Below are 12,926 nucleotides of genomic sequence, written 5' to 3' on the forward strand. Positions count from 1 at the left end.
GTAAAACGGTTAACTGAGCCATCAATCCTGGCCGATCAATTCCATGACACGCTCAGCCAGCTCGTCTGGGCTGAACTTTGCCATAAAATCGTCAGCGCCCACCTTCTTCACCATGGCCATGTTAAAAACACCGCTCAGCGACGTGTGCAACATAATAAACATATCTTTCAGGGCCGGATCTTCTTTAATGCGAGTGACCAGCGTGTATCCGTCCATCTCAGGCATTTCCACATCGGAAATAATCAACGAAAGATGCTCCCGAATGGTTGAGCCGTCCTGAGTGATATTTCGCAGATAGTCCAGCGCTTGCTTCCCATCGTTTTGAGTAATCACTTCCATTCCGATCGCCGTCAGGCACCGGCTGATCTGGCGACGTGCAACAGCAGAATCATCCACCACCAAGACTGGAAGATGACGCTTAGATTGGGCGGCACTTCTTGTCACAATCTCGTCATTGACGTCTTCCCTAAGCGGAGAAACCTCGGAAAGAATCTTCTCTACATCAATGATTTCTACCAGCTTTTCATCAACTTTTGTTACCGCAGTCAGGTAGACATCCTTACCCGCCCCTTTCGGTGGCGGCATGATATCTTCCCAGTTCATATTCAGAATCCGCTCGACCCCGGACACCAAAAATCCCTGAGTTTTTCGGTTGTATTCGGTGATGATAACGAAGCTTGTCGCAAGCTCCTCCTGAGGCACTCCGGGCAGTCCGATTGCCATGCTCATATCAACAATAGGAATGGTTTCTCCCCGGATATGGGACACCCCCCTTACAACCGCGCGACTGTTGGGAATAGAGGACAGCTTCGGGCACTGCAGCACTTCTTTCACTTTGAACACGTTAATACCGTACACCTGGCGACCGCGGAGCCGAAACAGCAATAGTTCAAGCCGATTCTGGCCGACCAGCTGGGTGCGCTGATTAACGCTTTGAAGTACCCCTGTCATGTCGTTCTACTCCTGACGTGCCCTAAACGGCACTGATTTTGCTTTATATCACCAAGACCATAATTTCAGAGATAGCATAACGGCCATATGCCCAGATCCTTAAGTTTTTTATGGGCGACAGACTTAACGACAGCATAGGACAAAGCACCTGAAATGCGTACCCTGATTTTATTTACGCTGACGCTGATGTGCAGTTTTCCTGCCTTCGCAGAGCAAGCCACGACGGCCGCTGATATTCGAAGCATGGCGGAGCGATTTTTACAAACGTGGGCGGAAGATCAAAGGGATCTTAATCGACGCATTGAGTACCAAATCGGTAACGTGGACCGGCGCCTGAAACTGGCACCCTGCGAGGGCGATCCGGAACTGGAGTTCGTGAGTGACCCGCTACGAACCCCCAGCCCTTCGATTCTTATCAGTTGCCAAGGCAAACGACCTTGGCGGATGTATGTAACGGCCTCAGTTCAGGCCTACGGCCCTGCCCTTGTTGCCGCACGCCCGTTGACCCGGGGAGAACGACTGTCCAGCGCAGCATTGACCACAAGCGAGGTCCAGCTAAACGCCAGTCGTCGCGGCACGCTCACCGATATGGCAAACATTGAAGGCATGATGGTTCGGCGCCCGGTTAAAACCGGCACCGTGCTGACACCAGACTTGCTGGAAGCACCAGATGCCATTGAACGGGGCGACCATGTTATTATTCTGGCCCGAACCGGCTCTTTTTCAGTCAGCTCCCGCGGTAAAGCTCTTGGCAACGCCAGCATCGGAGAGCAAGTGTTGGTAGAAAACCTCCGGTCTGCGAGAACCGTCAAAGCAACGGTGGTCGCGCCGGGACGCGTCGAGATTCCGATGCAATAACACCAAAATTAGCCGGGCGGAAACTTTTTTCCTGAAAAGACTAAAGTCCGGCAACAAATTGCCGTTAACCGGATATAAACCCGATTCCGCCACTGCGATATGTGGCCCAAGGCAAATAGGTAACTTTATGTCAGTTGACTTAAATGGAATTGGCCCCGGCCAGGTCAACACCACCAGAACCCAGGCCGACAAAACGTCGAACAACGCACCAACTCCGGCTGCCGACCAAGCCAAGGCACAGGGACCGGCTGCCCGAGGCGAAAACGTTAGCCTCAGCAGTCAGGCAAAAAACCTGAAGCAACTTGAGGAAAAGCTTGTCGACTATCCGGAAATGGACGACGATCGCATTGCGGAAATCCGCTCCGCACTGGATAACGGCACCTACAAGATCGATGCAGAAAAACTGGCCCAGAAAATGCTTGAGATGGATGAAAGCATTTTTGGGTGAGTAATGTATGGCCGCTATCGATGATCTGAAGACCCTTCTTAGTGAAGACATCCGCCAGCTAGACAGCCTGGCGGACCTTCTCCTTCGGGAGAAAGAGGCGCTGGCCTCTTCCGACATTGCCCCACTCCAGGAACTCACGGAAGAAAAGAATCGAATTCTTGGAGCAATCCGTGATCGGGCTCGTCAAAAGATTCACTTGCTTGTAGATATAGGCTTCCGCCCCGACACCGGCGAACCCTCACGCTTTATTCGAGCCGCCGGAATGGACGATTTGTACCAACTCTGGAAGACCGCCGACCACAAGCTTCGGGAATGCCAGTCGCTGAACCAGAATAACGGGCGAGTGGTCGGGCACCTGCAGAAACGCCTTGCACGAGTAACCGATATTTTCCGCGGCGCATCCAGCCAACAAAAGCTCTATGGCGCACAAGGCCAGCAAACCAATGTTGCCAGCAGTACGGTGTTTGCAAGCGCCTGAGCCTTGCCTGCACACAAAAATGCCCGGCTAACCACCGGGCATTTTTGTCTTGGTCGCCAACAGGTTTTAGCGTGTGTAGATGGTCATGCTCGATGCGGGATGAAAACGAATATCCTGAATACTGACACTTCCCATCGAAGCACTATTTCCGCCCGCGACCCGGATATTGTCCATTCGGATCTCTTCAATTCGCTCCGGCAGTGCGAAGGTAATCGCTCCATCATCGCGGATGGAATATCGCTCTTCTCCGTCGCGGTATTTGACACCCGAAATGGTGAGATCGGAGTCAAGGAAGCTTAACACCGGCACGAACACGTTCGCCGCCAGCCGCACACCCTCAACCGCATCCAATCCAGCCTCATCGGCATTGCCGCCCTCTGCATCCGCAGCATTCCCGGGCATGGCCGCAACTTTTTCAATACGATCGAGCAACCCAATGTTGCGCTGCCCGGATACCGACGACATTTCGTCGTCCGTCAAAGCCGCAAACCCGTGCCCTTCGTTCATCTGCCCGGCCCTGGCCACAGCGCCTGCATCGTCATTGTCTGTTGTTGAGGCAAACGATACTAACGGCTGAAACGGCAGTGCCACCATTGTGACCAATGCAGCGGTGTTGCGGTAACGGGACTGGTGTTTCAACACCCGAATCAGATCTTTTTCGGTAATACAGCCCGAGGCAACTAAAACCTCACCCAGACGCTCCCCCGAAGCACGCTGACGGATCAGGGCATCTTCGAGCTCTGCCTCCGTTAAATACCCTCGATTGATCAACAACCGACCAAGCCGTGACTTTTCTTCAAATCCTTTTTGGACTTTCACTCGTGTTCTCCTGTGTTCGCCATGAACACCGTACAACCAGGCCCGGCATTGTGATTTAGTGCAACCTTTAGCAAGCGTAGCCGAGGACGGCCCGGCTTGCTGTTTGCTTTTGCTCTTATCGGCGTAAGGATCTGTTAATATCGTTAGTTACTTTGTAGCAAACATGATTATGTCAGCTATTCCGACACTCACTGAAACAAAGGGCAGCCTTTAAATGACAAACTTCGTAAAACAACAATTTCTTGTGATTTATGCCGCATTGTTAATTATGTCGGCGTTAGTGTTCTCCGGCGCTGCACATGCCGATGCCAACCAAGATTTGCCTAAAGTACGCTTCGTCACGTCCGAAGGTGCATTTGAACTTCTTTTACGCCCCGACGTTGCACCAAAAACAGTCGAAAACTTCCTCGGCTATGTCGAAGACGGATTCTACGACGACACCATTTTTCATCGCGTGATTGCAGGCTTCATGATCCAGGGCGGCGGATTTACCGCAGATATGAGCCGAAAACCCACGAAAGCTCCCATCGTAAACGAAGGCAGCCAAACCCTCCCCAACCTGCGCGGCACCATTGCCATGGCCCGCACCAACAATCCGGACTCCGCCACCTCACAGTTCTTTATCAATGTCATCGATAACGACTTTCTTAACGCGGGCGTGCGCGGCGCTGGCTACGCGGTTTTCGGGAAGGTGACCGAGGGCATGGGCGTGGTCGATAAAATTGCCTCGGTTCAGACCGGACGCAAGCAAGGCATGGGCGACGTTCCCGTCTCACCCGTCACCATAAAAAGTGTGACAAAGGTTTCTGCTGAAGACTAATGGCCATGTCGGAAGCCCTCAAACCGCCGGCCACAGAGCCGGCGGAATTAATTTGGCACGATGGCATCCCGGAATCCTCCCGTTTCGGTGATGTGTACTTCAACCGAGACGATGGTTTGTCTGAAACGCGGTATGTGTTTATCGAGCCCAACAAACTCCGGGAGCGTTTCGAGAGTGTGCCGAATTATGGCCACTTTGTGGTTGGGGAAACCGGGTTCGGATCCGGCCTTAGTTTTTTAGCCACCTGGGCCGAATGGGACACGCTAACCGCAAACCACGCACACTCGGTCCTGCACTTTGTCTCGTTTGAGCGCTACCCGCTTACTCAGGATGCCCTAAAACGGGCGCTATCACGCTGGCCCGAACTCGGGCCGTTTACAGAACAGTTAGTAGACCAGTACCCGCCCCTGATGAAAGGCGTTCACCGCTTGGTATTCAACGGTGGGCGGGTCAGACTCACGTTGTTTTTTGGTGAACTCAAAGACGGGCTGAACCAGCTTCCGTTCTGTGCAGATGCCTGGTTTCTCGATGGGTTCGCCCCCGAACATAACCCGGACATGTGGACCGATGAGGCAATTCAGGCTGTTCGCAACCACAGCCGCCCGGGGACAACCTTCTCAACGTTTACCGCAGTTGGCCGGGTCCGGCGCGCCCTTGAAGCCGCCGGGTTTGAGATTACTAAACACCCCGGATTCAGCCGCAAACGCGAAATGATCGCTGGCACCCTTGCATATGAAGACTCAACCTCAAGCCCAGCCACTCCACTTCCTGAACCGGTGGCCATTATCGGCGCAGGCATCGCTGGGACGCTTTTAGCTCGGAACCTTGCGGATCGCGGTATTCCTGTCCTATTAATCGATAAAGCCGCCTGTGCTGGCGCTGCGGCATCAGGCAACGCTCAGGGTGCTCTCTACGCAAAACTCGGCATCGAGTACAACGCACAAGCTGAGTTGGCGGCAACAGCGTTAAGTTTCAGTCAGCGGTATTATCGCCCTTGGGAAGATGACTTCTGGCACCCCACCGGCTTATTACAACTGGCTACAACGGCAAACGAAGCGGCGCGCCAACGCAAATTTTGCGAGCGGAATCAGTACCCTGACGATTTTTTAACGCCTGTATGCCAAGCCCAAGCTTCGGAACTCGCCGGTATCGATATTTCGGTTGCAGGGCTGTGGTTTCCAAAGTCGGGGTGGCTTGAGCCCGCCAAAGCCTGCAAGAAACTTTCCGAGCACCCGCTGATTACCACCCAATTTAACTTTGAGGTTCAGTGTATCGAGCGCCTCGAAACAGGCTGGTCACTTCAGAGCGCACATCATTTCAGCCTGAAGGTTTCGAAACTGGTCATCGCTTGTGGGCACCAAACCGCGGAGATTGCCCCAGTGACCGGTAAACTGCGGCTGAAACCGATTCGTGGCCAGGTCACCTATTTACCCGAAGAATCCGTTAACCCGCCGGCGACCGTCATTTGTGGCTCGAGGTATTTAAATCCCGTTTCTCAAGGGCAAGCAACCACAGGCGCTACGTTTGACATCAGAAATGACAATCCCAAGGTTACCGAAGAAGGCCATCAAGAGAATCTGGATGAACTCTTACGGATGCTGCCCGACCTTCCGGTAACGCAAGCGCCAGCAGTTGAAACCCTGCAAGGTCGCGTCGCGTTTCGCTGCACCACCCATGACTATCAACCGGTCGCCGGGGAACTGCGCACGGAATCCGGCGACAAAGTAGAAGGGGCGTACCTGTTCACCGGGCTTGGTAGCAAGGGGCTGGTTTGGGGGCCTTTGCTTGCGGAATATCTCGCGGACACATTGACGGGGCAACCGGTTTGCCTGCCAAGTCATCTGGCCCGACGCGTTGATACACTTCGCCTCTATCCCAGACGAGAGCTTTAGAAGGTGAAACGATGATAGTACTGAAGTTTTCGGAGAAAATGCCGATAAACGTATAATAGAGCTCACAAGGATACGGTGCAGCGGTCACTAAAGGTGTAGCAGTTATGTCGATTCATGTCAGTGAACCCGGCCGTCCTATCGGTACCCGCCTTCCGGAGGTCTTTCGGAATCGAACGGTCGGTGACGTTACCGAGTTAGAAGCCTCGAGTGCACTTTCAAATACGCACAACGAAGCCACAGATGCCGAATTTCAACAGGCCGCAAACAGCGGCCGGCATCGTGCACTGCAACAATACGGAACAGTCGCGGCAGGAGAGCGCAAGGAAGAACGGGTGTATCTGCCTGTATCAGAAATAGCGTCGCCGGCGCAGTATTTGGTTTCGGCCACAGCAACCATGACTGAAGCGTTTGCGATGATGAAAGATAACGCCGTGCACCATCTGGTGGTCATGTCGGAGGACAATGTTGCGGGGCTTATCGACTTCAGATGGCTGCTAAGCTGGATTCACGAGAACCCGAACGAAGCCGACACCCAAAGCCTGTTAAACATGGAGCTACCGGCATTTTTAACCGCGTTTCCTGAAACCGATGCCCATCAACTTGCCCGATTAATGCTGGCTCACCGCCTGAATGCTGCGCTAATCATTGAAGGCTCCAGTGGTGAGCCTTCCGGCATTGTGACCAGTACCGACTATTTAAAACTCTATGCCAGTTCCCGGCAGCAAGAGGGGGCCCTTTAGCCCCCACCCGGCCCACCAGCTAAGGTGCGATAGGTGTCAGCAATTTGCCCTCTGGACTAAACACAATCAGCTGGCGTTCACCGGCAGCATCTACCAGAGAAATCACTTCATCATCGCGGTAATTCACCAGGTCCAGAAACGACATATCGTTGGGGATTTGCGTATTCCAGGTACGATAAGCCAATTCTTCCTGCGCACTTCTGCGGGCGAGAATGCCATCGTTCCCGGTAGCCGCCGTGCTATCGTTATCCAGCTGCCCATCGGTGTTACCCGCCAGTACAATATCACCATCAAATAGCAGGCTGTGTGTAAGCGTTTCATTCGATGCATCAGCAGCATCATTAACCTGAAACACGGAGCGCGGCTCACCATTGCCCGCCACGCCCCAGGCAAACCCGGCTTGGCTGTTTAGGCTGCGGCTGCGTGTCAGCTCGTTGTCGGCACCTTCCACTTCTGTGATGGCGTATGTAAGCCCACTGGAATCACCTACTAGCCAAGCCAATCCCGCCCCGTAAACGCCATGTCGCAGCGTTTCCGAAACATCCTCACCAACCTGCACCACATTCAGCTTTGCGCTGGCTCGGCCGGTGACAAAAAACGGCCCGGTCTTGCTGGTCCCGTCGAGTGTTGTTTGCGCCTGCCCAAACAAAACCGGCGACGAAGCACTTAAGTCACCAGCCATTAACTGGTCATCCGCACTCGAGCCTACGAAACGCAATGCTTTTTCTTTAGGCGAGCCCGTGTCATCTTCGATTTCAATCAAAAACACGTCCTTGCCACCGGTATTGGCCTGGTCGCTCCAACCACCGGCGGTCTCACCCGCCAAAGCGACAAGAGGGTTCGCTCGATCTGCGCTTAAGCCCACCCAACGTACCACCTCATCCGCGCTGGAGCCCGCCTCATAAGCTGAAGCCCAAACCGGAAGGTAGTCGGTACCATCGAAGCGAAATAAGCGCGCAAATGCATCTTGACCGCCGTTATTTCCGGGTGCCGAGTAACCCACCGCAAACTCCTGGTAAGTCACCTTCGGGGTTGCGGTGCTATCAACGCGCTCAGCAACACTGATGTACACCTCCGTGTTCGTCACTCCGGATGCAACCGTCACAGTGTCGAGCACGGTGCCAGCCTGATCGTAGATGCGAACTTCGGCAGCCGTATCGGTATAGCCTGCCACAAACAATCGACTGGCATGCCCCAACTCTATGTCAGTTGGCGTGAAGTCGGTAAAGGTTTGCGCGGTGGTCAAACGGTTCAGGTTAACCCGTAGCAGGCTGTCGCTATCTGCTCGTGCATAGCCCTGACGGCCAGCCTGATAGGGATCATCGACGGAAAGATTCAAAAACAGATCGTCGTAGCCGTCATCTGCCGACAAGGCGTATGATTTGCCACGAATACCAAATTCGATCTCGTCCTGATCTTCGGGAAAGACAAGCTCCGTAAGTGGTAAGCCATTGTCATCGACAATCTCATAATGAGTGCCTTTTCTGGCGCCGGAGCTCTTACCCTGCTCGGCAAAACGAACCATCACCGGGCCATCCCGCTCACCCGCCACTATCGCCTTATAGGTGGTGGCAGCCGCGTTATCACCGGCGTTAATCGTGTCCTTTGCTCCGCCCTTGAGCGTTTGAACAGAAACGACGGGCTCGTTATCGAGAATGGTAATACCGGCTTGCGTGCCCGTATTCTTTATCCCTAACGCAGCAATACCGTCGCGCACTTCTGTCAAACGAATGAACGCCAACTCACTGGGCTCCGGAATGCGATCGTCCACAACTTCCAGCGGGATGTAGCATTCGGTGATACCCGGCTCGAACGTGAGTACGCCGCGGTCATAAACATTGGCGTCGTTCCGTTCGTAGGTGATATAGGATAACGGATTACCTTCGTCGTCTACCGCTTCATCAGACCCAGAGCCCAGCACGACAATGTCCTGACCGACAATCGCCCGCCCAGTGTTTGAGGTGCTGTATTCGCATTTTTGGTGCGGAGCGCTAACACCGGCATCGCAGTTTTCCGGATCAAAATCGCTATCTAACTGATAGGCAACGCGGATGCGAGTGACGGACGGCTTTTCGAGAGTTACTTTAGCGTAGGTACGGTAGGTCGTGCTGCTGACTTGATCGGTTTGCTTGAACGTTCCATCATCCTCGTAAACGTTCAGCGCAAAAGAATGAGTTCCTGATGCACTAAGATCCGGTACGGCACAGGTATTGGCATACCTTGTCTGTGCAACCTCGCCCACCTCTCCTTCTGTGAACTCATCAACCTCAATCGACATCACGTTCGGCTTTACTTCAATATCGAATGGCTGAAAACCGGCCATTTTGCCGTCCGTTGTGACGATTTCGATATTGGTGTTCTTACCCAGGTCCGCTTCACCGCGATTGCCCCCGGAAAGACCGGGTACGCCACGCATTATGATGCCTTGCCGCGCTTTGTTTGAGGTGTCTTCCAGAGCAAGCCAGGAGGGCGCATTCACCAGCGAGTAATCGAGGATATCCTCACCGCCATAGGCGCCCCAGTTATAATAATACTCAACACCAAGATAGGCCGTGGGTGCCGGCGCACCGAGCAGCGTAGGCTGGTCAGGATCTTTTTCGGTTTTGCAGCCAGCAGCAACCAAAGCGATGAACGCAACACCGGCCAAGCGGCCAGCCAGACAGGTACGGAAAGACAAATCGGCACGCATGCAAAAATCCGTTTCTTGACGTTATTGTTAGGACGGTGACCGGGCTCGCTTGCGCGAAGCCCATTTACACACCGTTACAGATCAACGTCATGGTAGCCAATTTGCCTATTGCGGGACCTGCGCGAGTTCTCAGAATCACCCGGCAGGCACCAAGTCAGATTTCAATGCCGTGTTCGTTAAAAAATGCTAATAGCGCGTCTTCATTGAGCACTTTTACTCCAAGCTGCTCCGCTTTCGCAAGCTTTGAACCCGCGGCTTCACCAGCTACCACGCATGCTGTCTTTTTGGAGACACTGCCAGCCACCTTTGCCCCCAGGCGCTCCAACTTTGCTTTTGCCTGGTCCCGCGTCAGCTGTGACAAGGTCCCCGTCAGGACCCAGGTTTCACCAGCCAAAGGCTGTTCATCCGCGGAGGTTACCTGCTGCTCTTGCCAGACGACACCGGCCTCTTGCAAAGCCCTCAGAGTTTCCTGGTTGTGAGGCTGATCGAAGAAGCTGCGAATATGCCCCGCCACTATCGGCCCAACGTCCGATACCTGCTGCAGCGCCTCTTCAGTCGCTTCCGAAATCGCCTCCAGCGTTCCGAAGTACCCCGCTAACGATTTGGCTGTCGCCTCTCCAACTTCCCGAATACCGAGTGCGTACAGAAATTTCCACAATACAGGGTTCCGGGAACGGTCAATCGCGGCTATAAGGTTGCTGGCCGATTTATCGCCCATGCGCTCTAAACTGGATATCTGGAATTTGGTTAAACGATAAAGGTCAGCAACGGTGGCGACCATACCCTCGTCAACCAGCACTTCAATCAACCGATCCCCCAAGCCTTCGATATCCAGCGCTTTACGAGAAGCGTAGTGCCGAATGGCTTCTTTACGCTGCGCCGGGCAATAAAGCCCGCCCGAACAGCGAGCGACGGCTTCGCCTTCAATCTGCACGACGTCCGAATCACACACCGGGCACTGTGTCGGCATCACCACCCCTTGAGCGTTGTTGGGGCGTTTCTCGGGCACCACTTTCACCACTTGCGGAATGACATCGCCGGCCCTGCGGATAAACACTGTGTCACCAATATGAACATCCAGCCGGCGCACTTCATCCATGTTGTGCAGGGTGGCATTCGAGACGGTCACGCCGCCCACAAACACAGGCTTCAAACGCGCGACCGGAGTTACCGCACCGGTTCGGCCTACTTGAAACTCAACACCTTCAATGGTGGTCAACTCTTCCTGAGCCGGGAATTTCTGAGCAATGGCCCACCGGGGGGCACGCGACACAAACCCGAGCTGCTGCTGAAGATCCAACCGGTTCACTTTGAACACAATGCCGTCAATCTCATAGGGCAAGCTGGCGCGCTTGTCCATCAAGTCGTTGTATGCGTCCAGGCAAGCTTTGGCTCCGGTCGCCACACGCATCTCTGGGTTGATCCGAAAGCCCCAGTTTTTCACCAGCTGCAAACTATCCCAATGCGTGGCTGGCAACTCATCTTCATCCAAAACCGCCATGCTGTAGGCACACATTTCCAAAGGCCGTTTCGCGGTGACGGTTGATTTTTTCTGCCGCAAGCTACCGGCGGCTGCGTTTCGGGGGTTTACGAAGGTTTTCTCGCCTTGATCCGCCAGCCCTTTGTTGAGCTTCTCAAAACCCGCTTTCGGCATATAAACCTCGCCCCTGACCTCTACGAGGTCTGGGTAATCGTTCCCGCGTAACTTCAGAGGCACCGATGGAATGGTTCGGATATTGGCGGTAATGTCCTCGCCGGTCGTACCGTCGCCACGGGTTGCCGCTCGGGTAAGCAAGCCGTTCTCGTAATGCAGGCTTACCGCCAGCCCGTCAAGTTTCGGCTCACACACGTATTCGATCGGCTCATCAGTTCCGAGCCTGTCGCGCACCCGGCGATCGAACTCCTGCAACTCTTCCTCACTGAAAGCGTTGTCGAGCGAAAGCATCGGCACACGGTGGATTACCTCGGCAAAACTGGTGTCGGCGGCACTGCCCACTCTGCGCGTGGGTGAATCGTCCGAGGCGAGTTTCGGATACTCAGCCTCTAACGCCTGCAATTCCCGAAACAAGCGATCGTATTCCGCATCGGGGATTTTGGGATCGTCCAGCACGTAATACTGGTAATTGTGATCGTGGAGTGCAGCGCGCAGTTCGTCTACGCGCTGCTGCACTTCGGAAGGGATCTGTGTCATCAGGTGGGTGTCCTGGTTAAGCGTTACACCCGGTGGAAACGCTGTTTACGTTCAAATTCGCGGATGCGCTGGCGGCAATGCTCAATGGTTTGCGGTGTCATCACACTTCGGCGCTCGTCTTTCAGCTCGCCCCCCATGTTGCGAACAACACACTGCGCGGTTTCCAGCATAAACTCGAACGCTTGCAGTGCATTGGTCGGGCCGGGCAGACTCATGAAAAAACTGATGCCGGGCGTGCTGAGTTCAGGCATCTCTTCGGGCCGGAACGTGCCCGGTTCGACAGCGCTGGCAACACTGAACTGCACGGGCGTTGTGGTATCACTACCTTCGTGACGGTGATAGATATCCAGATCACCGAACTCCAGGCCACAGGCTTCAAACAGCTTTTTTAGCACAATGCCTTCAAACGGTTTGTCCTGGGGAGCCAGCACATTAATGACCAGCACTTCCTTAGCTTCAGGGCGGTTAGCGCCGGCTAAAGGCCGGTTGGCATCGCGCCGGGCCACTTGCCGGTTTGCAGTATCTTCCTGAACATCATGCACCACATCGGCCACACTTTCAGGGTTGGCCACAGACTCTGCAGCGGGCTCCTCGGCCGGGGCCTCTGTGCGCACGTCGGTAGTATCAACCGCCTCGGCGTCGCTTAGGCGTGTGGTTTCTTCCGGTTCATCCGGGGTGTATGGCTCGTCCCGCTCTGCTCCCCATCCGGACTCCGGGGAAATATCCTGGTCGTCGTCCAGACTGCTTAAAGGCTCCGAATGATCCGATTTTAGATAGCCCTGCTTTTCCAAGGCACCTCGGGAAACAATTCGAGCCCCGCCATTCGGCAGCTCGGGATTGAATTCCGAGTCAAGGGGCGAGTCATCCAATTCGTCCACACCCATTCCTGACGATATCGCGATGGACTCTTTACGAGCGCGGTGCATTCTCCGGATGCCGTCAACGACGATTCCGATGATAACCAGGGTACCTATGGCAATTAACCATTCCCTAAGTGACATAATTCTGCTGTCCTGTTCGCAGTTTGCAACATTGTTACT

Annotated in this window: 11 protein-coding genes; 6 read left to right on the forward strand and 5 right to left on the reverse strand. The window is 54.3% G+C overall.

Features of this window, described 5'->3' with window-relative positions; translation table 11 throughout:
* Positions 1-21: 21 nt before the first annotated feature.
* Positions 22-951, reverse strand: a complete 930-nt coding sequence (locus MWU64_RS07980) for a chemotaxis protein CheV (protein WP_247063272.1) — start codon at positions 949-951, stop codon at positions 22-24.
* A gap of 153 nt (positions 952-1,104) precedes the next feature.
* Here MWU64_RS07980 and flgA point away from each other — a divergent pair, with 153 nt between their 5' ends.
* The 3 genes from flgA to MWU64_RS07995 all read left to right on the forward strand — a co-directional run bounded on the left by flgA (position 1,105) and on the right by MWU64_RS07995 (position 2,735).
* Positions 1,105-1,809: a flagellar basal body P-ring formation chaperone FlgA gene (gene flgA / locus MWU64_RS07985; RefSeq protein ID WP_247063274.1), complete on the forward strand. Its 705-nt coding sequence runs from the start codon at positions 1,105-1,107 to the stop codon at positions 1,807-1,809.
* A 127-nt stretch (positions 1,810-1,936) separates the two neighbouring features.
* A complete protein-coding gene (flgM, locus tag MWU64_RS07990; RefSeq protein ID WP_247063280.1) occupies positions 1,937-2,257 on the forward strand; it encodes a flagellar biosynthesis anti-sigma factor FlgM in 321 nt (106 codons plus the stop codon).
* Positions 2,258-2,264: 7 nt separating this feature from the next.
* On the forward strand, positions 2,265-2,735 hold the full coding sequence (locus MWU64_RS07995; RefSeq protein WP_247063281.1) for a flagellar protein FlgN: 471 nt from the start codon (positions 2,265-2,267) through the stop codon (positions 2,733-2,735).
* A gap of 66 nt (positions 2,736-2,801) precedes the next feature.
* Here the strand turns inward: MWU64_RS07995 and MWU64_RS08000 are convergent, their stop codons facing one another.
* Positions 2,802-3,554 carry a pilus assembly protein PilB gene (locus MWU64_RS08000; RefSeq protein WP_247063282.1) on the reverse strand — a complete coding sequence of 251 codons (753 nt, stop codon included), beginning with the start codon at positions 3,552-3,554 and terminating at the stop codon, positions 2,802-2,804.
* A 214-nt stretch (positions 3,555-3,768) separates the two neighbouring features.
* On the opposite strand from MWU64_RS08000, the gene MWU64_RS08005 reads away from it, so the two are divergent.
* The 3 genes from MWU64_RS08005 (at position 3,769) to MWU64_RS08015 (ending at position 7,006) form a co-directional block, all read left to right on the forward strand.
* Positions 3,769-4,374 (forward strand): peptidylprolyl isomerase, encoded by a 606-nt coding sequence (locus MWU64_RS08005; RefSeq protein ID WP_247063283.1) that lies wholly within the window; start codon positions 3,769-3,771, stop codon positions 4,372-4,374.
* 5 nt (positions 4,375-4,379) lie between these two features.
* Positions 4,380-6,266, forward strand: a complete 1,887-nt coding sequence (mnmC, locus tag MWU64_RS08010; protein WP_247063285.1) for a bifunctional tRNA (5-methylaminomethyl-2-thiouridine)(34)-methyltransferase MnmD/FAD-dependent 5-carboxymethylaminomethyl-2-thiouridine(34) oxidoreductase MnmC — start codon at positions 4,380-4,382, stop codon at positions 6,264-6,266.
* Positions 6,267-6,370: 104 nt separating this feature from the next.
* Positions 6,371-7,006 (forward strand): CBS domain-containing protein, encoded by a 636-nt coding sequence (locus tag MWU64_RS08015; protein ID WP_247063300.1) that lies wholly within the window; start codon positions 6,371-6,373, stop codon positions 7,004-7,006.
* Between the two features lie 19 nt (positions 7,007-7,025).
* Here MWU64_RS08015 and MWU64_RS08020 read toward each other — a convergent pair whose 3' ends face one another.
* The 3 genes from MWU64_RS08020 to zipA all read right to left on the reverse strand — a co-directional run bounded on the left by MWU64_RS08020 (position 7,026) and on the right by zipA (position 12,887).
* On the reverse strand, positions 7,026-9,695 hold the full coding sequence (locus MWU64_RS08020; RefSeq protein ID WP_247063302.1) for a hypothetical protein: 2,670 nt from the start codon (positions 9,693-9,695) through the stop codon (positions 7,026-7,028).
* 154 nt (positions 9,696-9,849) lie between these two features.
* Positions 9,850-11,886, reverse strand: a complete 2,037-nt coding sequence (gene ligA, locus MWU64_RS08025) for an NAD-dependent DNA ligase LigA (RefSeq protein ID WP_247063303.1) — start codon at positions 11,884-11,886, stop codon at positions 9,850-9,852.
* A 23-nt stretch (positions 11,887-11,909) separates the two neighbouring features.
* Entirely contained in the window at positions 11,910-12,887 is a 978-nt protein-coding gene (gene zipA, locus MWU64_RS08030; RefSeq protein WP_247063304.1) for a cell division protein ZipA, read from the reverse strand.
* Positions 12,888-12,926: the final 39 nt, after the last annotated feature.

The sequence above is a fragment of the Marinobacter sp. S0848L genome (genome assembly GCF_023016065.1).
Lineage (GTDB): Bacteria > Pseudomonadota > Gammaproteobacteria > Pseudomonadales > Oleiphilaceae > Marinobacter.